The sequence below is a fragment of the Caballeronia pedi genome (assembly GCF_001544915.2).
Classification (GTDB): domain Bacteria; phylum Pseudomonadota; class Gammaproteobacteria; order Burkholderiales; family Burkholderiaceae; genus Caballeronia; species Caballeronia pedi.
This window is the reverse complement of record NZ_FCOE02000031.1, coordinates 72,613-95,443: the sequence shown is the minus strand read 5'-3', so window position 1 is coordinate 95,443 and position 22,831 is coordinate 72,613. Positions and strand designations below refer to the sequence as shown.

Sequence of the window (22,831 nt, the reverse complement as noted above, 5' to 3'; positions counted from 1 at the left end):
GAGAGGACTCGAACCTCCACGGTGTTGCCACCGCTAGGACCTGAACCTAGTGCGTCTACCAATTCCGCCACCTGGGCAAGGGTGCGTTTTGCTGCGAATTCGTTTTGCGTTCAGCAGCAAAGAACGACATTATAGCGAGTCCAATGCGCGTGTCAAGCGTTTCGACGCAACGCGCGTGAAGACACCCGCGCGGCCCCGCATCCGCCCGCAAGCCCCGTGGCGTCTAAAAGACGGGTGTTAGAATGGCCCGCAACGATGGCCGCATTATCTGGTTGCAAAGCACCGCAAAAGTCCCGTCCAACGAGAAAAATCACGACTACGCCCTTGAGCAAATATCCGTATCCGATTCCGAGCCGCGAAGAAATTCTCGGCGTGTTGCGCACGAGCGAGACACCGCATGCCGCGAACGACATCGCCGAGGCGCTGTCGATCAAGCGCCAGGAGCGCGAAGGATTTTTCAAGCGACTGGCGGCGATGGAACGCGACGGGCAGATCCGCCTCGACAAGCGCGGCCACTATCAACTCACGCATCCGTCGAATTTTGTTGCGGGCCGCGTCCAGGGGCATCGCGACGGCTTCGGCTTCCTGATCCGCGACGACGGCCAGGACGATCTCTTCCTGCCCAACGGCGAAATGCAGAAGGTCATGCACAACGATCGCGTGCTCGCGCGCATCGTCGGTTATGACCGGCGCGGGCGGCCCGAAGGCCATATCGTCGAGGTGACGGACCGCGCGAACAAGCGCGTGATCGGACGACTCGTCAACGAGAACGGCGCGCTCATTCTGGTACCGGAAGACAAGCGCATCGGTCACGACATCCTGATCACGCAGAATCCGAAGAAGGCGAAGGTCGGGCAGGTGGTGTCCGTCGATCTGACGGATTTCCCGAGCCGCCATTCGCAGCCGCTCGGGCGCGTGGCCGAAGTGATCGGCGATATCGACGATCCCGGCATGGAAATCGAGATCGCGGTGCGCAAGTACGGCGTGCCGCATGAGTTCAGCGACGCCGCGTTGGCCTCGGCCGCCAAGCTGCCTGACGAAGTGCGTCCGGTGGATATCCGCCATCGCGTCGATCTGCGCGACGTGCCGCTCGTCACGATCGACGGCGAAGACGCCCGCGATTTCGACGATGCCGTGTATTGCGAGCCGGTCGCGGTCGGGCGCGGTCAGGGTTATCGCCTGCTGGTCGCCATCGCGGACGTGTCGCACTACGTGCAGCCGGGCGAACCGCTGGACGTCGACGCGCTCGACCGCAGCACGTCGGTGTACTTCCCGCGCCGCGTGATCCCGATGCTGCCGGAGAAGCTCTCGAACGGTCTGTGCTCGCTGAATCCGGACGTCGACCGCTGCGTGCTCGTGTGCGACATGGTCATCACCGCGCGCGGCGAAATCAAGGCGTATCAGTTCTATCCGGGCGTGATGCATTCGTCGGCGCGTCTCACGTACACCGAAGTCGCCGCCGTGCTCACCAACACGAAGGGACCGGAAGCGACGAAGCGCGCCGAGATCCTGCCGCATCTGCAGAATCTCTACGGCGTGTACAAGTCGCTGCACGCGGCGCGCCAGAAGCGCGGCGCGATCGACTTCGACACGACGGAGACGTATATCGTCGTGAACTCGCAGGGCAAGATCGAGCAGATCGTGCCGCGCCATCGCAATGACGCGCATCGGCTGATCGAAGAATGCATGCTGGCCGCGAACGTCTGCGCAGCGGATTTCCTGAAGCGCAACAAGCATCCGGGCCTGTACCGCGTGCATGCGGGCCCGACGGAAGAGAAACTCGAAAACCTGCGCACGTTCCTGCGTGGCGTCGGCCTGACGCTGACCGGCGGCGCCAAGCCGCACGCGAGCGATTATGCCGCGCTCATCGCGCAGATTCGCGACCGGCCAGACGCGCAGATGCTGCAGTCGATGGTGCTGCGCTCGATGCAGCAGGCGGTGTACAGCCCGGACAACATCGGCCACTTCGGGCTCGCGTACGAGGCTTACGCGCACTTCACGAGCCCGATTCGCCGCTATCCCGATCTGCTCACGCACCGGGCGATCTACGCGATCCTCCAGGGCAAGAAGTATCTGCCGGACATCGGTCACGACGTGCCGCTCAGCACCGGTCTCACGAAGGCCGCACGCGAGATGCAGAAAGCCGACGACACCGCGCGCGGCCGTGCGCGCAACAGCGTGGCGATCTGGGAAGAACTCGGGCTGCATTGTTCGTCGAACGAGCGCCGCGCCGACGAAGCCTCGCGCGATGTCGAAGCGTGGCTCAAGTGCTATTTCATGCGCGACAAGCTCGGCGAGGAATACGGCGGGATGGTGAACGGCGTGACGTCGTTCGGTATCTTCGTGCAACTGGATTCGCTGTTCATCGAAGGGCTCGTGCATGTGACCGAGCTCGGTTCCGACTACTTCCAGTACGACGAGATCAAGAACGAACTGCGCGGCGAGCGCACGGGCATCCGCTACCGGATGTCGGATCGCGTGCGCGTGCAGGTGGGCCGCGTCGATCTCGATGCCCGCAAGATCGACTTCCGGCTCGTGCGCGATACGCCGGTGAAGCCGCCGTCGCCGCGTCCGTCGGCGGTGGCGGGCGAGCATGCCGCGAGCGTCGGCAGCGGCGCGGCGGGACCGCGCATCCGCCCGTTCGGCGATGACGACGTGCCCAGCACGCGTGCGCGCGGCGGCACCAAGAAGGGCGCACCGCTCGCGGCAAGCCCGCGCGGCGGCGCGGCGAAGAAGCGTGGGGTGGCGTCGAAGTCGGCGTCGCAGGGGCGGCCGGCGCGCAAGAAACGATAGGGCGGCGCGCACTGCCGCCGCCACACACTACGCGCGGTCCGATGCTTCGTGCTTCGGACCGCGTCGTGCTTTTCAAGTTTTCACCGAAGGTTCGGATCAGTCATGTCACGTCTCAAGGTTCTATACGGATTTCACGCAGTGACCGCACGTTTGCGCGCGGACGCATCGTCGATCGAGGAGGTGCTGTACGACCCCACGCGCAAGGATCGGCGCATGCAGGATTTTCTGCGGACCGCGAAGGAAGCGGGCGTACGGCTGATCGCGGCGGATGAATCGCGGCTGTGGGGGCTGGCGGGCAATATTCAGCATCAGGGCATCGTCGCGCGCGCGAACGATCTGCCGCTGGCGCAGAATCTCGCCGAACTGCTCGATGGCATTTCGGGCACGCCCTTGCTGCTGGTGCTCGATGGCGTCACCGATCCGCATAACCTCGGCGCGTGCCTGCGCGTCGCGGATGCGGCCGGCGCGCATGCAGTGATCGCGCCGCGCGATCGCTCGGCGGGGTTGAACGCGACGGCGGCGAAGGTGGCGAGCGGAGCGGCGGACAGCGTGCCGTACATCACGGTGACGAATCTGGCGCGCGCGCTGCGCGAGTTGAAGGATGCCGGCGTGTGGGTGATCGGGACGGCGGGCGAGGCGACGGCTTCGCTCTATGAGACGAAGCTGGATGGTCCTGTGGCGATCGTCGTCGGCGCGGAAGGCGAGGGCATGCGTCGTCTGACCCGCGAGACTTGCGACGAGATCATGAATATCCCGATGGCGGGAGCGGTCGAGAGTTTGAATGTGTCGGTGGCGAGTGGGGTGTGTTTGTTTGAGGCGGTCAGGCAGAGGGCGGTGAAGAAGTAATGCATCCGCTTCGCCGGGCCAACGCAAAATGGCCCGGCGCACGACTACTTCGCGTCTTGTTTGCCAAGCACGACACTCAGGAACTGCGTAATATCCAGCAACCATGTTTGCTGAGATGCGGTGTAGCTTCCGTGAAGCTTCTGGGGAAGCACTAACTGAAGTCCCTTGGAGCGCATCTCATCGGTTTGACGCTGCGAAATCGCCGTTTCGAGGGTCAGCAGGTGCTTCTCGCTGATTCGATCTGCCTCCGAAAGAACCTGACGCCAGCGGTCTTTGCAGGTTGACTTCACTCCGAGCATAGTCAGATGCGCTGCCAGGAATGCACGGTCGTGATATTCAATGACGCCGGGGAAGAGAAAGTCCGGTTTTGATTTGTTTTCCGTAGCAGCCGTCCTGCTGTACCGCACGCCGTTGGCCATAAGCAGAACCTCCAAGTGGTTTTCCAAGGCGAGTCCAACGCGGCTCTTCCGTCGGTTCTGCACCGACAATGAGAATGTGAGGAAGCCGTCAACGTCTACTTTTCTCTGACCTTGGACATTGAAACCGGCGGAGAGTCGGTCTGCAATCAGATAACGCTCCATAGTGCGAAAGAGAATCTCTTCTCGCTCCATCCATGCCATCAGAGCGGCGTCAGGGTTGTCTCGTGGGCGGATCTCTGGAAGTGTCGATCGCGCATACTCAGAGAAAGACCGAGTTGTCGGGAATTTTCCGTCAAACTTATGCAACATCTCTTCGAGGAAAGTCTCCTCGGACGCTTCCACAGCGATGCCGATGCTCTCGAGAACGAAACGTGATGCGAATCCTATCCGGTCTTGTTCCGTTTCGAGTTCCGCCTTGATGGAGAAGCCTGGATGGGTAAGATCATTGAGTCCAAACAGCCACTCAATCTGACGGGCAATGCTGGACCCGTTCTCTGCGATGATTACCAGCAGCCCTCCATCTTGCCGTTTCGCGATGACGAGCAAATCGCCTACAGCAGCATTGAGAGACACGTTAGTCGTTGGGAAATAGAGTCGATATTCCCAACGTTGAACATTGCGTTCGATTCGAGCCCGCTGCCGAGCGTCATACCATGTGAAGACCGCGTCCTCCATGATGGGATCAGCGTCCTGGTCGGTGAGGTAGAGTAGGCGGGCGTCATACCGTACCTTGCCATCGGGTTCGCCTAGTATCGTTCTTAGACCTTCGACACCGTTGAACTCATGCTGATTCGAATGCAAGACGTCTGCTTCTACGCAACTAAGTCTTTTGACGGCCACACCTTCAAAATATTCAGATAAGTATCCGCGTTTCATTCCCTTGCTTCCCAGATTTTATTCTGCGTTCCTAACCAAACGGCAACCTCGTCCACAAGTTTAGCAGGGTCAGCTTTCCGGTTTCGTATTGCACACTCCCAAATTGTCGCAACTCGCCATCCGGCTTCCAGGAGCAATGTGAGAGCCTCTTCGTCGCGTTCCTGATTCCGATGAATCTTTGCGCGCCAGAAATCTGGTCTGGTCTGAGGCCATTTGAAGAGTCGACAGTCGTGGCCATGCCAGAAACATCCATGCACGAAGATCACTGCGCGATATTTTGGGAGCACGATGTCTGGCTTCCCCGGCAGATTTTTCACGTTCAGACGAAAGCGGAAGCCGCGACGGTGCAAGAGGCTGCGAATCAGAACTTCAGGACGTGTGTTGCGCCCCCTGATGCCGGACATCATCCGGCTTCGGGTTGCGCTGTCGACAATATCGATCACTAGACGATCAGAGGCAAACGTTGTTGTGCACCGTCGCGCGATTTGCCGAGCAAAGTCTTAACTCGTGGAATCATGATTCGCGCTACTTCCTGCATGACGGGCACGACTACGCTATTGCCAAATTGTCGATAGGACTGCGTGTCGCTAACCGGGATTACGAAGCTGTCTGGGAAGCCCATAAGTCGGGCGCACTCACGCGGAGTCAGTCGTCGCGGACGTCTACCGCTATCCTGAGCGACAAGGATCTCTGAGCCATCCTTGAAATATCGCGCGGACAGGGTGCGCGTTACGCTCTCTGGTGTAACAAGCCCAAATCCGAATCCATTGCCGGCGGCCCGGTGCTTATCTGCGTACGCCTGCAGGTATTCCCACAGTTTTGGCGTCAGGGTGTATTTGCTTTGCACCTTGGCGCTGCCATGATCGAAGAAACGGTCTTGGTCGTGCTCAAGAAACGGTTCCGTGCCGTCAGTCTTGTGCAGGATTGAGCCAAGACGTGGCTTGGCTGAGGGCAAGAGCAGGTCATTGAACGTGAAGTCCGTAGCTTCCCGGAATCCGACAATGACTATACGCTCGCGATGCTGAGGAGTGAAATGTTGCCCATCGATGACTCTGTAATGCACGTCGTATTTCAGCTCGTCGCGCAACACGGAGAGAATTGTTTTGAAGGTATTTCCCTTGTCATGCGACAGGAGGTTTTTGACGTTCTCGAGGAGGAACGCGGCCGGCCGTTTCGCATCGATGATGCGCGCGACGTCGTAGAACAAGGTTCCTTGCGTCGTGCATTCGAATCCATGTGGTCGGCCAAGCGAATTCTTCTTGCTGACGCCGGCGATGCTAAAGGGCTGACACGGAAATCCTGCCAGCAGCACGTCGTGCGATGGGATGGCGTCGGCAGGAAACGGGACAATGTCACCAACAAAATGGTGGCCGGCCACACCAAAGTTCTCAATATATGTCTTTTTCGAGAAATCGTTCCATTCGCTGGTGAATGCGCATTCGCCACCGTGAGCCTCGAAACCTCGACGAATTCCTCCGATGCCCGCAAAAAGGTCAATGAACGTGAACTCGGGACGTGCAGGCGCCGGCAATCGATGCATCCTTTCAGCAAGCAATTCGCGAAGGGCTGCTTCAGCGATGACAGGGCAGCCAGCCTTCTCGGACTCCCACCGGCGAATAGTCCTCACGTTTTTTCCGACACGCTCTGCTATTTCACCTTGCGTATAGAACTTCAAAGCCTCTGCAAGCAGATTCAGGGGTGCCACGGCAGTCATGTTATTTGTTCTCGCTGGGTATTTTGGCGGACATTTTGACCATCCCTCATCCGTTTGTCTAGGCCGAAAGCTGGCGACCGTAAAAGATGGGTAGGCTGGGCTACTCGCGAGTGGCGAGTCGCGGGCTACGATCGGAAGGGAATGTACAAGGTGGCTGTACAATCCGGACGCTTTCCTCCTTGCTGACCGAACGGATGAGACGCGCGTCTCCATTCCAATGACAAAACAGCTTCTTGGCGCTGTAACTCTTCTTGTTTGCATGCTCACCGCCTGCACCACCACAATGCAAAACCGCGGCACCTACATCGCCGACACGCACCACCACGCCAAAAACGCCGACTCCCGCATCCGCTTCCTGGTGATGCACTACACCGAAATCGACGAAGTGCGTTCGATCGAAGTCCTTACAGGCGACCAGGTCAGCGTTCACTACATCGTCCCCGACGCCCCGCGCATCGAAAACGGCGAACCGGTCGTCTACCAGCTCGTGCCCGAAGACAAGCGCGCCTGGCACGCCGGCGTAAGCGCATGGCAAGGCGCGACCGAACTGAACGCGTCCTCAATCGGCATCGAGAACGTGAATCTCGGACCCATCGGCGAGCAAGGCGGCGAAGAAAAGTGGCAACCGTACCCGCCCGCGCAGGTCGACGCGCTCATCAGACTCTCGCGCGACATCGTCGCGCGTTACCGCATCCCGCCGACGCGCGTCGTCGGCCATAGCGACATCGCGCCGCAACGCAAGATCGACCCAGGCCCGCTCTTTCCGTGGCGCACGCTATACGATGCCGGCGTAGGCGCATGGCCCGACGACGCCACCGTCGCCGCCCACCTTGCCGGCCGCGATCGCAAAGCGCCATCCGACGTGCGCGCATTGCAGGAAAAGCTGAAGCGCTACGGCTACGACGTCGCCACCGACGGCGTGCTCGACGACAAGACGCGTCACGTCTTCAGCGCGTTCCAGATGCACTTCCGTCCGTCGGACTACGCGGGCGACGCCGACGCCGAAAGCGACGCCATCGCTCAGGCCTTGCTCGACAAATACATCGCCAACTAAGAAGGAATCCGCCATGGGCGACTATTTCCTGCCGTTGCGCGCGCTTCACATGACCTGCGCGGGCCTTTCCATCGCGGGTTTCGTGCTGCGCTGGATCTGGATGCTGATGGACTCGCGTCACCTGAACGCGCGCGCCACGAAAATCCTCCCGCACATCGTCGACACGCTGCTGCTCGTGAGCGCGATCGCACTGGTCGCGATCATCGGCTTTTCCGCGAACGCCGCGTGGCTCGGCGCGAAAATCGCGGGCCTCGTCGTCTATATCGTGCTCGGCACGCTCGCGTTGAAGCGTGGCCGCACGAAGGGCGCGCGCGCCGTCTTCGGCGTTCTCGCGATCATCGTGTTCGCGTTCATCGCGTCGGTCGCGCGCACGCACGATCCGCTCGGTTTCCTGCGCGCGATTGCATGATCCGCGCGGCCGCCCGCCGCGCTCCGATAAAATCTCAGTTTTCTCCTACAAGCAGCACCGCACCCATGACTCAAGACGAACTCAAGCAACTGGTCGGCCAGGCCGCCGCCGACTACGTGAACGCGACCGTGCCGGAAGGCGCGATCATCGGCGTCGGCACCGGATCGACGGCCAATTGCTTCATCGACGCCATCGCGAAGTCGAAAGCGCGTTATCGCGGCGCGGTGTCGAGTTCGCTCGCGACCACCGCGCGCCTCGAATCGCACGGCTTTCAGGTGTTCGATCTGAACGATATCGAAACGCTCTCCATCTACGTCGACGGCGCCGACGAAATCGACGCGTCCGGCGCGATGATCAAGGGCGGCGGCGGCGCGCTCACGCGCGAGAAAATCGTCGCGTCGGTGGCGGACGTGTTCGTGTGCATCGCGGACGCGAGCAAGCGCGTGCCGGTGATGGGCACATTCCCGCTGCCCGTCGAAGTCGTGCCGATGGCGCGCACCGCGATCGGCCGCAAGCTCGCGGCGCTGGGCGGCGTGCCGATCGTGCGCGTGACGAAGGACGGCTCGCCGTTCATCACGGACAACGGCAACGAGATCATCGACGTGAAAGGACTTTCGATCACCGATCCGCGCGCGCTCGAAGCGCAAATCAACGCGTGGCCGGGTGTCGTGACGGTCGGGCTGTTCGCGGCGCGCGGCGCGAACCTCTGTCTGCTCGGCACGGAAACGGGCGTCGAGCGGATCGACTACAAGTAGTCCGGACGCGAAACAAGACAAAAGCCCGGCGATGCGAGTCGCCGGGCTTTTGTCGTTGCGAGGCCGATCAATACGCGTTGCGTCCGATGAAGCCCTTGAACATCGTCATCGCGACGATCTTGATGTCGAACCAGAACGACCAGTTGTGGATATAAAACAGGTCGAACTTCACGCGGCTCTGCATCTTTTCGACTTTCTCGGTCGCGCCGCGATAGCCGTTCACCTGCGCCCAGCCCGTGATGCCCGGCTTGATGCGATAGCGGAACATGTATCCGTAGACGAGATCCTTGTAGAGGTCGTCGTGTTCCAGCGCATGCGGGCGCGGCCCCACCACCGACATGTGCCCGAACAGCACGTTCAGGAACTGCGGCAGTTCGTCGAGGCTCGTGCGCCGCAGGAACGCGCCGACCTTCGTCACGCGCGGATCGTTGCGCGTCGCCTGCGTGACGTTGCCGTGGTTTTCCTGGTGCACCGCCATCGAGCGGAACTTGTAGATGCGGAACGGCCGTCCGTCCGCGCCCTTGCGGTTCTGCGTGAAGAACACCGGACCACTCGACGTCGCCTTCACCGCGATCGCGATGGAAATCAGCAGCGGAGCGAGCGCGAGCAGCGCCGTCGCCGCGAAGAGCCGGTCGAACAGCAGCTTCGGCCACATTTGCAGCGTGCTGACGGGCGAAGTCGTCAGGTTGATGGTGGCGAGCCCGCCGACGTCGGTCATCGAGTGATTGAAAAGCGAGATGCTGCGCGTGTCCGGAATCAGCCGCAGATTCACGAAGTCGTGACGCAGCGCGTGCACGAAGCGATAGATCGTGTGCTCCTGCGACAGCGGCAGCGCGAGCCACACTTCATTGATGTCCTCGGCGCGCACCTTCTCGACGAGCTCGTCGAAATCGTTCAGCACCGGCAAACGATTGCCTCCCATGCCGATTGCGGACGTCGGCGCGGTCACGCCGTGGGCGCCGGTCGCGTGCAGTTCCGCGTCGCTGGTCATGTCGAGCACGCAGACGGGCGTGAAGCCTTGCTCGGGCGTGCTGCTCAGATGCGCGAGCAGGGTGCGCGAAAAGCCCTGCGCGCCGACGATAGCCACCGTGCGCTGGTTGAGTCCGTGCCCGCGCACCAGGCGCAGACCGGTATACACGACGCATTTCGCCGCAACGATGAGCGCACCGGAAATCAGTGTGGAATAGGCGAACCACAGGCGCGACACCGCATCCATGCGATGCAGCGTGAACGCGAGCAGCAGGCCCGCGGCGACCACGGCCATCCAGGCGAGCGTGACGCGCGCCAGCATCATGGCGAGCGGCTTGCCACGCCAGGCTTCGTACACGCCGAATGCGGGGAAGAGGAGAAGGGCGAGCGCGGAGTTGAACGCGATCAGCAGCCTTTCGATGTCGCTGAAATCCAGCGACGAAAAGCGTACGTCATGCGCGATCAATCCGCCCGCAATGATCAGACATACATCCAGAAAGCGCGCCAGCCAGCCAAACAAATCGTGATTTTTTTCTTGCATTCATCCAAACCGGTTAGACACTTGAGGCCGATGCGGCCTCGGTTGCTCGGAGACGCGGGAGTAGTCGGTCGAATTCCCGCTTGACGAGCCCGTAGCACTCGCATGCGCGTGCTTCCAGGCCCTCGCGATCCACGACCTTGATGCAGCCGCGGCTGTGATGGATAAGACCGGCGTCGTGCAGCTTGCCCGCCGCTTCGGTCACGCCTTCACGGCGCACGCCCAGCATGTCGGCGATCAGTTGCTGCGTGACTTGCAGCTCGTTCGACGCGGTACGATCGATTTCGATCAACAGCCAGCGGCAAAGTTGCTTGTTCAGCGAGTGATGGCGATTGCATGCGGCCGTCTGCGCGACCTGCGTAAGAAGCGCTTGCATATAGAGCAGCATCAGGCGGCGCAGAAAGTCCGAGCGGCCGAATTGCTCGCGCAGGGCTTGCGCGCTCATGCGATAGGCGAAACCGGGGCACTGCACCTGCACGCGCGTGGGCATCGTTTCGCCGCCGGTCAGCACGGGCACGCCCGTCATGCCTTCGCGGCCCACTGCGGCGATCTCGACGGAGCCGCCGTCTTCCATCGTGTGCAGCAGCGAGATGATCGCCGTCGTCGGGAAGTAGACGTGATGAATGCGTTGGCCCGAATCGCACAGCAGTTGTTCGGTGCGCAGTTGAACGAGTTCGAGATGCGGTGTGAGCGCTTGCCATTCGTGCGCCGGAAGTGCGCCGAGGAGGTGATTGCCGTGCAGGTCGGACTGGAGGGTCAGCATGATTTGTTCTCTCTCGTGACTTCGCGCGTTGCGCTTCAATTTTTATTTACTGGTGTGAGCATCTTCGAACATTTCCGCGTGCGTTCGTATTGAAGGAGCATCACACCAGCCCCGTAGCCACCCGTTCGCGCTTGAATCCATTTTGTTGTTCGCGCTGATTCGGGTTGCGGGTCTCTAATAGCGAGGACTATGCCAATGACGGCAATCGCAATGCTGGCGGGACGTCATAGCGGATGTACTGGTCGTGATGCAGCGCAGCGCAGCGTTTTTGTTTCAGTCTTGAACATTGGTGGTCTTAGGAATCCCTTTGTGCCCCGATGAGTTTCCTCTGCGCAATCCCCCCGAATGGTGGTCCGGTCGTTTCCGACCACCGTGCGACAAGCCTCACAGGTCGACATCCCCTCTACAGCACACCTTCTTTCGTAGGGACATTGGAAATTGATTCATCCGTGTTCCATGCGATTCGCGGGGCCGCGATCGCGCATAATTTTCGCGCGCGCGCAATTTCCCGCGAGGCCTTTGTGGACGGGGCTTTGCGGCTTATGCGCAAAGTCTGCCGCCGGGCGTTGCACGAAGTGGAAAGGTTGCGCCGATTGCACATTCTGAAAAATCCGTGCGCCACGCCGCGCGCGAAAATGCGTCAGCCACGACGCATGTTGCGTGAGGTGCCCCACACAGGGCTTGTAGCGCATCCCACAGCGAACTGACGGACGACGGCCCCTGCGCGAAACGTTTGCCCGGATGTCCTCGGATTGATGCTTTGCGCAACGTTGGTTCGCGCACACGGGAGGCGTCGCGAAATGTTTCATCGAGGACAATTTCATGCGGAACCGATTAACGCGCGTGAATTACTCGTCGCGCCGCATGCCTCTCGGACATCACGAGGTCATAAAAAGGAATATGCAATGCGGACGTAAATGAATGAAAAACCCCTTGAAACAGAGGCTCAACTATGTTTTTGCAGCAAGCGTGTGCTGAAGTGAATCAGTTGATCAGCACACGATATCGGCGAGCGCGGGAATCACGCGTTCGTAGGCATTCTCGATGAGATCGAACGATGCATCGCATGGCTCGCTGCGGCCGCGCGACAGCGCGCGTGCGAGGCGGCACTGCATGACCATCGTTTCGCTCGCGATCTTGCGCGCGGCCGCATTCGCCTGCACAGGAATGTCGAAGCCTTGTTCACGCATCCATTGCAGGTAATGCGCGAGCAGTTCGAAGTTCGCGCCGAGCTGTCGCATCACGTTGGACGCATAGAAGCGCGCGTAAGGCTCGCCGCGCGCGATCATCGCTTCGACATGCTCGGGGAACGCCGCGCGCCAGCGTGTGATGGGGTTATCCGCCGGTCGCCGCAGCAGATGCGCGCACAACAGGTCCGCCGAGACTTCGGCGCGCGAGGTGCCTGACAGCGAATCCCGCACGCGCTTGACGAATTCGACATGCGGAAAGAGCTCGTGCGTGCCGTCGGGACGCAAGATGCCGTCGTAATCATCGCCGTCGAGCAGGTGATAACCCGTGTGATGAAAGTAGCCGAGACGGCGCGCATCGGGGTCGATCACATCGATGCCGATGGTCGTCTTCGCATGCTCGCGGCGATACGAACCGGCGCGCATGTCGGGCAGGAAGAACGCATCGACCTCGACGAGCACGGTGTTGCCGCGACGCGTCTGCACGAGCGCGCGTTCCTCCAGCGAGTCGAAAACCGCCAGCTCCTGCACCTGCAAGCCGTACAGCTTTTCGATATCCTCGAACGGCAGCTTGCCGAGCGTGAACTGATCGGCTTCGAAGTCCTGAGCGACGGTGAACGCAAGCGCCGCGCGCGGCTCGAGCCCGTTGCCATGCAGGAGTTCTATCCATAGGTCGATGGGCGCGACGCCTTCGCGCCAGATGCGCTCGCCCCGATGCAGCGCATGCGCATGATGACGCCGCGCACGCATGCGCAAAGGATCGAGCGACACGACGCGGGAACGACTCGCGCCTGAATTCGTCACACCGCTCGTATGGAACGCGCTCATGCCGTGACCTCGGGCCGGGAAGGCCGGCGTCCGATACCGCGTATGCGTGAAAGCGCGTGTGCTTTTGGTTTTAATCGTGCGCGCCCGTCGCGTTCGATGGCGGTATGCATTTTGATTTTCCCATGAAGGTGCCCTATTACGCGAGCGCTATCGACGCCATGCGAGCACGCGCGGCGGCCCGCAGCGAGGGCCGTCGCGTGATCGTTTCGAACGTCGGGCAGGCGTCTTTTTCCCCGGGACGCCTGTCTGCGTGTGGTCGAGCTTATTTGAAAGGCGCGCAGGGTTGGGGTCGGTGCGATGGCGCACTGAATTAAGGCGGGTCGGCACGTAAGGTTTAATCGTCGCAACGCCGGTAATTACCGGTAAAGCATGGAGATAATCGATGAACTGGAAAATCCTGGATTTCGAACAACTCACTGCGCGTGAGCTTTATTTGATTTTGCGCGCGCGCAGTGCGGTGTTCGTGGTCGAACAGTCGCACGTCCATCTCGATCCGGATGGCCGCGACGAAACAGGCACGCATATATTCGCGGCGGAAGACATGAGCCGTTCGATGCCGGTGCTCGCCTATGCGCGTATTCACGCGGGCGACGCGGAAGATCCCGAAGTGGTGGTGGACAAGATCTTGACGAGCCCGCTGCGCCGCGGCGATGGCACCGCGCACGCGCTAATCGAACGGTTGCTCGCGGTGACGGCGGAGCGCTGGCCCGGCCGCGGCGTGCGTCTGACGGCGCCCGTCAGCCTGCGCGGTTTCTATGAGGCGTTCGGCTTTCGCAAGACCGAAGGGCCGTTTCTCGAGCACGGCATGCCGTACATCGGTCTGACGAGAAAGAGCCGTCAGGTGCAGTTCGCGGCAAGTGACAACGCTACCACCTACGAGTTGCTCTAAGCGCCACCGGAGACACGCTGCGTGCGCCGTAACCGGTGCGCAGCGACAGAAGCCAGCATCACGGCGTGGACAGTCCAGGCATCGAGGCAGGAACAAGGATCGAGGCGGCGCGAGCTGCCGCGAAACGTGTCCTCGAAACAATAAGATCAACGCCGCCGGCACGAACCGGCGAGCGTATAAACAGCCTATCTCATGCGAATAGTCCATCTCGCCAATCACGCGCAGACGATCGGCAACGGCACCGTCAACATGATGGTCGATCTTGCCTGCATGCAGGCGCGCATGGGTCAGGACATCGTCGTGGCGTCGTCCGGCGGCGGCTTCGAGCCGCTGTTGCGACGTCACGGCATCACGCATATCCCGCTGCAGCAATCGCGACAGCCGTGGCGCGTGCCGTCGATGATCGCGGGCTTCAATCGTCTCATCGATCGCTTCGATCCCGATATCGTTCACGCCCACATGATGACCGGCGCGCTCATTTCGCGTTTCGGCAGCATGCGGCGGCGCTTCGCGCTCGTCACGACCGTGCATCACGAACTGCAGAAAAGCGCGTCGCTCGTGCGCACCGGCGATCGCATGGTGGCCGTGAGCCGCGCGGTCGCGCTGGATCTCCAGGCGCGCGGCATCGGGCCTGAACGCATGTCGATCGTGCTCAATGGCGCGGTGGGCGCACCGAGGCTCGTGTGCCGGCCCGCCGCGAAGCCGGTGCGTCTCATGCATCCGAACGTCGTCTGCGTGGCGGGCATGTACCGCAGAAAGGGCATCGCGGATCTTCTCCAGGCGTTCGCGCTCGTGCGCGAGCAGTCCGCGAACGAGCGCGAGTTCATGGCCGAGCCGCATCTCTATCTCGTCGGCGACGGTCCCGATCGCGGCTCGCTGGAAACGCTCGCGGACGAACTCGGGATCGCGGAGGTCACGCATTTCACCGGCTTCGTCGCCGATGCCCGCCCGTACTTCGCCAGCGCCGATGTATTCGCGCTGCTCTCGCATCAGGACCCCGGTCCGCTCGTGATCGCCGAGGCGCGCGAGGCGGGCTGCGCGATCGTGGCGACGCGCGTGGGCGGCATTCCCGAAATGCTCGACGAAGGCGCGGCGGGCGTGCTCGTGCCCGCGGGCGATATCGAACAGGCTGCGGCGAAGCTGCGCTGGCTGCTGCTCGACCGGCAGGCGCGCGGCCAGCTCGCGGCACGCGCGCGACAGGACCTGCAGCATTTATCGCTGGAAAGAGTGAGCAGCGAATACATGGCGATCTATCAGCACACGCTCACGGAGCGTGAATCGCTGCAACGACGGCAGATGACACTCGAGGCGCGACGCACCCGCACGCCGGATGGCGCGATTTAAGCATAGCGCTGACAAATGGCTGCGCTGCACCGCGCCACGGTACTTTCGACCCAAACGTCCGATCATACAAATGGCCCATGCCAGCAACCTTCCGTTCGCGTTCGCACAGAAAGCCTACGTGATGCTTGCTCAAATGAGTGCATGATCGGTCCGACGACATGAGGGCCGCGAAAAAAAGCACTCGCCGCGCTGCGACGCCGCCATTCTTCAGTTTCCCTGATGAATGACGACGCGCGCGCGGCGCGAGCGCAGCAGACGCACGTGAAGCGGTAATAAAGAAAAAAACGAATCATCGACATCGGGGCCAGAGGGATTACCCTGTCAGGAAATTCCTGACTGGCATTCGAAGCAACGAAGACGCAACGTATCAAGCACGACGAATGGACCTGTCGGGAACCCGTCGTGCCTTTCGCAGGCCTGGAAGCGAAAGCGATGCGCTCATACACATGGCTACGGAACAGGCGAGAAGGGGAGAAGCGAGATGGATGAAAACAAAGAGCGATCGCTGGTGGCGAAGGTGATGGACGGACTCGTCTCAGGGATCGTCGAGCAAAAATATGGCGCGATACTGCCACCGCAGGACATCCTCTCGAAGGAGTTCGACGTGAGCCGCACCGTCATGCGCGAGGCGCTCTCGATGCTGCTCGCGCGCCACATGCTGGACGTGCGGCCAAAAACCGGCACGCGTATTCGTCCGATGAGCGACTGGCGGCTCATCGACGAGGACGTGGTGAGCTGGCGTTTTCGCGCAAAGCCCGATCAGACATTTTTGCGGGATGTAATCGAATTCCGCATGCTGATCGAACCGCGTGCGGCAGCGCTCGCGGCGGCGCGCGCGACGCCCGACGAGATCGCCGGCATCCGCGATGCGTTCGACGCGCTCTCGCGTTTGCAGGTTGGCGAGCCGGAATATCAGGCGGCGGACGAAGTGCTGCACACGCGCATCGTGGCGGCGAGCGGCAACCAGTTCTTTCGCCAGATGACGGCGATCGTGCGCGGCGCGCTCGTGACGGTGAATCCGATCGTCGATGGCATCGAGTCCGTGCGTGAGGCGACGCTCGCGGCGCAGAAGAGCGTGGTCGAGGCGATCGAGGCGAAGGACCCCTCCGCCGCGGAATCCGCGACGCGCGCGCTCGTCGACCTCGCCGCCGAGGAAGTAGGCCGCGCCTTCTCGCTGGAACGCTCGAGCAGTCAGCCCGCGTCGCCGAGCGTGAACGCGTCAGCGGGGGTGTAGGGCGCTTAAGCGTCGGTCGATGTTGCTTGCCAGGTCTGGAGCCGGGACATGTCCCGGCTTTTTGCCGTCTGCGCGCGCCGCGCGAACTCGCCATGCGATGCAATGAGGCACAATGCGGCGCACGACGAACATTGCGCACGGAGGCAGGATTGAGCAACACGAACATCGACGGAACAACGATACGCTGGGGCATCGTCGGCGCGGGACGCATCGCGCGGCGCTTCGCCGAGAGTCTTTCGCATGTCGAAGGCGCGCGGCTCGCGGGCGTGTGGTCGCGTCGCGAGGAACCGGCGCGCGCGCTCGCCGATGCCTTCGATGCGCGCGCGTTCGCGGATTTCGACGCGCTGCTCGAAGAGATCGACGCGCTCTATATCGCGACCTTGCAGGACAGCCATCCCGGGTACGCGTTGCGCGCGTTCGCGGCGGGCAAGCCCGTGCTGTGCGAAAAGCCCGCGGCCGTGAATGCGCGCGAATTGCAGCGCATGATCGACGCGGCGCGCGCGGCGAAGCTGCTCTTCATGGAAGCAATGAAGCCGCCGTTCTACCCGCTGTATCGCCGCCTGCGCGAGCATCTGGCGCGCGATCCCATCGGCGAGATCGGGCTCGTGCGCGCGGGCTGCTCGATGGCCGGCGTGCCGCTCGATCATCCGTCGTTTTCACTGCAAGCGGGCGGCGGCGCGCTGCTCGACATCGGTGTCTATGAGGCGTTTCTCGCGGTCGACTGGCTCGGCGAAGCGCTCGACGTGCAGACCATCGGGCGTCTGGGCGAAACGGGTGTCGACGTCTTCGCGAGCCTCAACGTGCGGCACGAACGCGGCATCGCGCAACTGTTCTGCGGACTCGATCTGCAGGGCCGCGGCGACGCGCTGATCGGCGGCACGCTCGGCACGGTGACGATCCATGAGAACTGGTGGAATCCGGCGCGCGCGACGATCGCTTACACGGATGGCCGCAGGATCGAACTCGATGAGCCTTTCACGGGCGGCGGTCTCAACTACGAAACCGCGCATTTCTGCGAGCTGTTGCGCGCGGGTGAAACGGAAAGTCCGGTGATGTCGCATGCGATGTCGATGCGCATGATCGCGATCATCGACGCCGCGCGGCGCGATCTGAAGCTGCGCTTTCCCTTCGAAACCGACTGACGAACTTAGGCGAATGCGCGGTCAATGCCGTCCTGGCAGCGCGAGGCGTCGCTCGAAAACCCGCTGCACGAATTCGAGCACGCTGCACAGAATCCAGTAGACGAACGCAGCCGCGAGATAGAGCGGCAACGGCTGATAGGTCGCCGCGATCACTTCCTGCGCGCTGCGCAACAGCTCGGTCACGGTGATGACGGACACGAGCGACGTGTCCTTGATCAGACTGATGAGACTGTTCGACAGACTCGGCACCGCGATGCGCAGCGCCTGCGGCCCGATCACGTAGCGCAGCGTCTGCGTGCGCGACAGCCCGAGACTGTAGGACGCGAGCCATTGCCCGGCGTGAATGCCGAGAATCGCGCCGCGCATGCTTTCGGACAGATACGCCGCGACGTTCGCCGACAGCGCGATCACGCCAGCGGGCGTCGGTTCGAGCGAGATGCCGAGGCTCGGCAGGCCGTAATAGATGACGAAGATCTGCACGAGCAGCGGCGTGCCGCGCATCACGCTCACATAGCAGCGCCCGATCGCGACGAGCGCGCGATTCTGGCTGATGCCCATCAACGCGAGCACGACGGCCGCGATGAGGCCGAAGAACATCGAATAGAGCGCGAACTTGATCGTCAGTAGCGCGCCTTGCGCCAGCACGGGCGCCGATTGAACGAGCAGGGATGTCGTGGACATGAACAGGGAAGCGTAAGAGAACTGCGGCGTGGCGAATCGGAAAATTCGCACATCATAAACCGGCGGGCAAAAAACGAAGGGCGGCACCGTCGAACGATGCCGCCCTGGAGCGCTGAACGCGCTGACTTACTTCGCCGGCTTCGTCACGTCGATACCGAACCACTTGTCCGAAATCTTCGTGAAGGTGCCGTCGGCTTCGAGCTGGGTCATTGCGTCGTCGATCGCCTTGGCGAACTTCGGATTGCCCTTCTTGAACGGAATCCCCGACGGGTTGCCCGCGCCGACGTTCGCGCCCGTGCGCAGCGGCAGTTGCGAATTCTTCAGCAGATACGCGAGCATCAGGCGGTCGTTGAGCGCCGCGTCGAGACGGCCGGCGGCGAGGTCACGCAGATACTCGGGCGCGCCCGGATACGTCTTCACGTCGATGCCCGGCACCGACTTCGCCATGTCCATGTAGTTCGTGCCGAGGCCGACGCCGAGCTTCTTGCCCTTCAGTTCGTCGAGCGTCTTGAACTCGCGCTTGTCGTCGTTGCGCTGGATCAGTTGCGCGTTCGAGTACGTGTACGCCGGCGAGAAATCGAGCGTCTGCTTGCGCGCATCGGTGATGCCGACCTGGTTCACGATCACGTCGAACTTGCCCGCCTGCAGGCCCGCGATGATGCCGCTCCATTCGGTCGTGACGAACTCGGGCTTCACGCCGAGCTTGGCGGCGACGGCCTTGGCGATATCGACGTCGTAGCCGACCAGTTCGCCATTCGGCGCTTTCGAGTTGAACGGCGGGAACGTGCCTTCCAGGCCGACGCGCAGCGTGCCGCGCTGCTTGACCTGATCGAGCAGGTCGTCGGCGTGGGCGGCGGTCGTGACGGCGGTGAATGCCGCGCCGATCAGGCTGGCGGCGACGAGCTTCTTGAGCGTGGACAGTTTCATCGTGTTGTTTTCCTCTTGATGGGCACAGCGTCTTTATTAGATGCGGCGATCATAGTAAAAATGCAATCGCTGCGTAATATCGTTTGCTTATGTCTATATGCGGATCGACCGATCACGCGAGCGCCTCGACGCACTCCTTGACGAGCGCCGGGCCGCGATAGATCAGACCCGTGTAAATCTGCACGAGCGCAGCGCCCGCCGCCAGTTTCGCGCGCGCGTCCTCGCCCGAGAAAATTCCGCCCACGCCGATGATCGGCACCTCCGTGCCGACTTCCGCGCGCAGCTTGCGGATCACCTCGTTCGACGCGTCGAAGACCGGGCGCCCGGACAGGCCGCCGGCTTCGTCGCCGTGCTTCATGCCCGTGACGGCTGTGCGCGAGAGCGTCGTGTTCGTGGCGATCACGCCGTCGATCCTGTGAGCCAGCAGTGTGCCCGCGATCGACTTGATCTGCTCGTCGTCGAGATCGGGCGCGATCTTCAGGGCGAGCGGCACGAGCTTGCCGTGCAGGTCGGACAGGCGCGCCTGCTTGTCCTTCAGCGCGCCGAGCAGCGAATCGAGTTCGCCCGCGCCCTGCAATTGCCGCAGATTCTTCGTGTTCGGCGACGAAATGTTGATCGTCACGTAGCTCGCGAACGGATACACGCGTTCGAGACAGTAGAGGTAGTCTTCGGCGGCGCGCTCGATCGGCGTATCGGCATTCTTGCCGATGTTCAGGCCCAGCACGCCGCGATAGTGCGCCGCCTTCACATTGGCGACGAACTGGTCTACGCCGCCATTGTTGAAGCCCATCCGGTTGATGAGCGCGTTCGCCTCGGGCAGCCGGAACATGCGCGGGCGCGGATTGCCGGGCTGCGCGCGCGGCGTCACGGTGCCCACTTCGATGAAGCCGAAGCCGAGCGCGGCCAGCCCGTCGATGCACGCGCCGTCCTTGTCGAGGCCCGCCGCGAGGCCGACCGGATTGCGGAACGTGATGCCCATGACGGTGCGGGGCGAATCGGGGCCGCGCGCGGCGAGCATGCCGGCGAGCCCGGTGCGGCCGGCCGCGCCGAGCATGCGCAGTGTCAGGTGATGAGCATCTTCCGCGTCCATCCTGAAGAGATGCGAACGCGCGAGCGGGTAGAGGGAGCTGAACACGAAATGAAAGCCGGCGACGGCGAATTTTTTTAAGACCGCTATTTTAGCGGCTTTGGGCGGCGCGCCGGTCGGGCCGTGCAGGGCCTGCTTCGGCGGCTATTTCGGCTGGCCCGGTCCATGAATGCGCCCAGGCATCGGCAGAGTGCCGGCGGATTGCGTATTCGCGGGATCGAGCGGCGCCCAGTGCCCGTCCACCAGGCCTTCCATCGGCCGGAAATTCGCCTTGTAGGCCATTTTTTCGCTTTCGCGAATCCAGTAGCCGAGGTAGACGTGCGGCAAGTCGAGACTCTTCGCCTGCTCGATCTGCCAGAGGATATTGAAGGTGCCGTAGCTCGTCTTCGGCATGTCCGGCTCGAAGAACGTGTACACCGACGACAGCCCGTCGCCGAGAATATCGATCATGCTGATCATGCGCAGCACGCCGGGTTCGTCCGGGTGCGCCGGATCGCGCGGCTCGCGGAATTCGACGAGACGCGAATTGATCCGGCTTTGCAGCAGGAACTGTTCGTACTGGTCGCGGCTGTCGCGGTCCATGCCGCCGCCCGCATGGCGCGCGGACTGATAGCGCATGTAGAGCGAGTAATGCTCTTCGTCGTAATGCAGCGGCGCGACGCTCGCCACCAGATTGCCGTGCTGTTTCCACACGCGGCGCTGCGTGCGGTTCGGCACGAAGCGCGCGACCGGCACGCGCACCGGCACGCAGGCGCGGCAGCCGTCGCAGTACGGGCGATAGGTGAATACGCCCGAGCGCCGGAAGCCGGCCTTGACGAGTTCGGTGTAGACGTCGGAGTTGATCAGATGGCTCGGCGTGGCGACTTGCGAGCGCGCGACACGCCCTTCCAGATAACTGCAAGGGTAGGGCGCTGTTGCATAGAATTGCAGCGCGGAAAGCGGTGACAGCGGCAGCTCGTTCGGATGTGTCACGTTGGCGGCTCTCGCAGGCGTCGTCTCGTCGTTGCCGGCCGGCGCGCGGGTTCGATTTCAGGCGCGCGCCCGGCGGCTGCATTGCGTTCGTCGCTCAGCGTGCCAGCGCGTCGAGAAGGACGGTTTTATCGAAGCGCCAGCCGATCGCCGGTTCCACCGTGGCCCGCCCGAGATGCGCGACGAACGCGCGTCGGGCAATCTCGCGGCCCCCGAGCGACGCCAGATGCGACGTGTTCTGCTGGCAGTCTATCATCTCTATTTTGTTGCGGCGCAAGTGTCCGACGAGCGCCGCCAGCGCGATTTTCGACGCGTCGGTGCGGTGCGCGAACATCGATTCGCCGAAGAACATGCGCCCGAACGACACGCCGTAAAGCCCGCCCACGCGCGCGCCGTCGTACCAGGTTTCGATGCTGTGCGCGCTGCCCGCGCGATGCAGCGTCGTGTACGCATCCACGATGTCCGGCGTGATCCACGTGCCGCGCTGGCCGTCGCGCGGGGTGTCGGCGCAGGCGCGCATCACGGCGGGAAAATCGTCGTCGACGCGAATCTCCCAGAGCGGGTCGCGCAGCACGCGCTTCAACGTCTTGCGCAGCGAATCCGACACCTTGAACTCGGCCGGATAGAGCACCATGCGCGGGTCAGGGCACCACCACAGCACGGGCTGGCCATCCGAATACCACGGAAAAATGCCGCGTCCATAGGCGTCGATGAGCCGCGACGGCAACAGGTCCGCGCTCGCGGCGAGCAGACCCGGCGCGCCGCTCGACACGCCGAGCGCGCGCTCGACGGGCGGAAAGGGATCGTCGTCGGCGAGCCAGGGAACCATGTTCTCGGAAGGACGCGGTCAGCCGTCGCGCAGCGTGCGGAAGATATCGCCCGTATGCAGCGTGAAGTTGCCGGCAGCGCGGTCGGCGAAGAAAAACCGCAGCGTCTGGCCGACTGTCGGGAACGCGATTTCGTCCCACGGAATCTCGCTTTCGTCGAAGAGCTTCACTTCCAGGCTTTCCTCGCCCGGATCGACATCGGTGTCGAGCAGCCGCGCGAGGTAGAAGAGATGCACCTGATGCACGTGCGGCACGTTGAGCAGCGTGAAGAGACTCTGAATCTCCACGCGCGCGCCCGCTTCCTCAAGCGTTTCGCGCGAGGCGCCTTCGCTCGTCGTCTCCTGCATTTCCATGAAGCCGGCGGGCAGCGTCCAGTAGCCGTAGCGCGGCTCGATCGCGCGGCGGCACAGCAGCACCTTGTCGTCCCACACGGGCACGGTGCCCACGACGTTGCGCGGATTCTGATAGTGAACGGTGTTGCAGTTGTTGCAGACGAAGCGCTCACGGTTGTCGCCGGGCGGAATGGCGAGGCCGACCTCGTGGCCGCAGACGGAACAGAATTTCATGGAAATGGACGTGG

Annotated in this window: 21 protein-coding genes; 9 read left to right on the top strand and 12 right to left on the bottom strand. The window is 62.4% G+C overall.

Annotated features, from left to right (window positions below; genetic code table 11):
* The first annotated feature begins 324 nt into the window (after positions 1-324).
* Together rnr and rlmB are read left to right on the top strand one after the other, a co-directional pair.
* Positions 325-2,793 (top strand): ribonuclease R, encoded by a 2,469-nt coding sequence (rnr, locus tag AWB80_RS31875; protein WP_061178661.1) that lies wholly within the window; start codon positions 325-327, stop codon positions 2,791-2,793.
* Between the two features lie 102 nt (positions 2,794-2,895).
* Complete coding sequence (gene rlmB, locus AWB80_RS31870) at positions 2,896-3,639, top strand: 23S rRNA (guanosine(2251)-2'-O)-methyltransferase RlmB (protein WP_061178660.1); 744 nt, start codon at positions 2,896-2,898, stop codon at positions 3,637-3,639.
* Between the two features lie 44 nt (positions 3,640-3,683).
* Here rlmB and AWB80_RS31865 read toward each other — a convergent pair whose 3' ends face one another.
* From AWB80_RS31865 to dcm, 3 genes are read right to left on the bottom strand one after another with little or no spacing between them, the layout of a single operon-like run.
* The gene (locus AWB80_RS31865) at positions 3,684-4,934 is read right to left on the bottom strand and encodes a type II restriction endonuclease (protein ID WP_061178659.1); all 1,251 of its coding nucleotides are present in this window, start codon (positions 4,932-4,934) and stop codon (positions 3,684-3,686) included.
* Complete coding sequence (locus tag AWB80_RS31860) at positions 4,931-5,377, bottom strand: very short patch repair endonuclease (RefSeq protein ID WP_087131751.1); 447 nt, start codon at positions 5,375-5,377, stop codon at positions 4,931-4,933. Before AWB80_RS31860 ends, AWB80_RS31865 begins: the two co-directional genes overlap by 4 nt.
* The gene (gene dcm, locus AWB80_RS31855) at positions 5,377-6,648 is read right to left on the bottom strand and encodes a DNA (cytosine-5-)-methyltransferase (RefSeq protein WP_061178656.1); all 1,272 of its coding nucleotides are present in this window, start codon (positions 6,646-6,648) and stop codon (positions 5,377-5,379) included. Before dcm ends, AWB80_RS31860 begins: the two co-directional genes overlap by 1 nt.
* A gap of 217 nt (positions 6,649-6,865) precedes the next feature.
* Here dcm and AWB80_RS31850 point away from each other — a divergent pair, with 217 nt between their 5' ends.
* The 3 genes from AWB80_RS31850 to rpiA all read left to right on the top strand — a co-directional run bounded on the left by AWB80_RS31850 (position 6,866) and on the right by rpiA (position 8,866).
* Positions 6,866-7,702, top strand: coding sequence for an N-acetylmuramoyl-L-alanine amidase (locus AWB80_RS31850; protein ID WP_061178655.1), 837 nt, complete (start codon positions 6,866-6,868; stop codon positions 7,700-7,702).
* Positions 7,703-7,715: 13 nt separating this feature from the next.
* Positions 7,716-8,111 (top strand): SirB2 family protein, encoded by a 396-nt coding sequence (locus AWB80_RS31845; protein WP_061178654.1) that lies wholly within the window; start codon positions 7,716-7,718, stop codon positions 8,109-8,111.
* Between the two features lie 65 nt (positions 8,112-8,176).
* Positions 8,177-8,866, top strand: coding sequence for a ribose-5-phosphate isomerase RpiA (gene rpiA, locus AWB80_RS31840; RefSeq protein WP_061178653.1), 690 nt, complete (start codon positions 8,177-8,179; stop codon positions 8,864-8,866).
* Between the two features lie 67 nt (positions 8,867-8,933).
* On the opposite strand, the gene AWB80_RS31835 is transcribed toward rpiA, so the two are convergent.
* The 3 genes from AWB80_RS31835 to AWB80_RS31820 form a co-directional block, all read right to left on the bottom strand.
* Complete coding sequence (locus tag AWB80_RS31835) at positions 8,934-10,355, bottom strand: undecaprenyl-phosphate glucose phosphotransferase (RefSeq protein ID WP_061178671.1); 1,422 nt, start codon at positions 10,353-10,355, stop codon at positions 8,934-8,936.
* A 34-nt stretch (positions 10,356-10,389) separates the two neighbouring features.
* On the bottom strand, positions 10,390-11,136 hold the full coding sequence (locus AWB80_RS31830) for a Crp/Fnr family transcriptional regulator (RefSeq protein ID WP_014191659.1): 747 nt from the start codon (positions 11,134-11,136) through the stop codon (positions 10,390-10,392).
* Positions 11,137-12,128: 992 nt separating this feature from the next.
* Positions 12,129-13,151 carry a DUF1839 family protein gene (locus AWB80_RS31820; RefSeq protein ID WP_061178651.1) on the bottom strand — a complete coding sequence of 341 codons (1,023 nt, stop codon included), beginning with the start codon at positions 13,149-13,151 and terminating at the stop codon, positions 12,129-12,131.
* A gap of 382 nt (positions 13,152-13,533) precedes the next feature.
* Here AWB80_RS31820 and AWB80_RS31815 point away from each other — a divergent pair, with 382 nt between their 5' ends.
* From AWB80_RS31815 to AWB80_RS31800, 4 genes are all read left to right on the top strand, one after another.
* A complete protein-coding gene (locus AWB80_RS31815) occupies positions 13,534-14,040 on the top strand; it encodes a GNAT family N-acetyltransferase (protein WP_061178650.1) in 507 nt (168 codons plus the stop codon).
* A gap of 192 nt (positions 14,041-14,232) precedes the next feature.
* The gene (locus AWB80_RS31810; protein WP_061178649.1) at positions 14,233-15,384 is read left to right on the top strand and encodes a glycosyltransferase family 4 protein; all 1,152 of its coding nucleotides are present in this window, start codon (positions 14,233-14,235) and stop codon (positions 15,382-15,384) included.
* 481 nt (positions 15,385-15,865) lie between these two features.
* Positions 15,866-16,618, top strand: coding sequence for a FadR/GntR family transcriptional regulator (locus AWB80_RS31805; protein WP_061178648.1), 753 nt, complete (start codon positions 15,866-15,868; stop codon positions 16,616-16,618).
* 92 nt (positions 16,619-16,710) lie between these two features.
* A complete protein-coding gene (locus AWB80_RS31800; protein ID WP_425266903.1) occupies positions 16,711-17,760 on the top strand; it encodes a Gfo/Idh/MocA family protein in 1,050 nt (349 codons plus the stop codon).
* 21 nt (positions 17,761-17,781) lie between these two features.
* Here the strand turns inward: AWB80_RS31800 and AWB80_RS31795 are convergent, their stop codons facing one another.
* The 6 genes from AWB80_RS31795 to AWB80_RS31770 form a co-directional block, all read right to left on the bottom strand.
* Positions 17,782-18,441, bottom strand: coding sequence for an amino acid ABC transporter permease (locus AWB80_RS31795; RefSeq protein ID WP_061178646.1), 660 nt, complete (start codon positions 18,439-18,441; stop codon positions 17,782-17,784).
* Between the two features lie 126 nt (positions 18,442-18,567).
* Positions 18,568-19,368 (bottom strand): cystine ABC transporter substrate-binding protein, encoded by an 801-nt coding sequence (locus AWB80_RS31790; protein ID WP_061178645.1) that lies wholly within the window; start codon positions 19,366-19,368, stop codon positions 18,568-18,570.
* A 112-nt stretch (positions 19,369-19,480) separates the two neighbouring features.
* The gene (locus tag AWB80_RS31785) at positions 19,481-20,503 is read right to left on the bottom strand and encodes a quinone-dependent dihydroorotate dehydrogenase (protein ID WP_061178644.1); all 1,023 of its coding nucleotides are present in this window, start codon (positions 20,501-20,503) and stop codon (positions 19,481-19,483) included.
* Between the two features lie 96 nt (positions 20,504-20,599).
* Positions 20,600-21,427, bottom strand: coding sequence for an arginyltransferase (locus tag AWB80_RS31780; RefSeq protein WP_061178643.1), 828 nt, complete (start codon positions 21,425-21,427; stop codon positions 20,600-20,602).
* A 94-nt stretch (positions 21,428-21,521) separates the two neighbouring features.
* Positions 21,522-22,253: a leucyl/phenylalanyl-tRNA--protein transferase gene (gene aat / locus AWB80_RS31775; protein WP_061178642.1), complete on the bottom strand. Its 732-nt coding sequence runs from the start codon at positions 22,251-22,253 to the stop codon at positions 21,522-21,524.
* Between the two features lie 18 nt (positions 22,254-22,271).
* Positions 22,272-22,817, bottom strand: a complete 546-nt coding sequence (locus AWB80_RS31770; RefSeq protein ID WP_061178641.1) for an NUDIX hydrolase — start codon at positions 22,815-22,817, stop codon at positions 22,272-22,274.
* Positions 22,818-22,831: the final 14 nt, after the last annotated feature.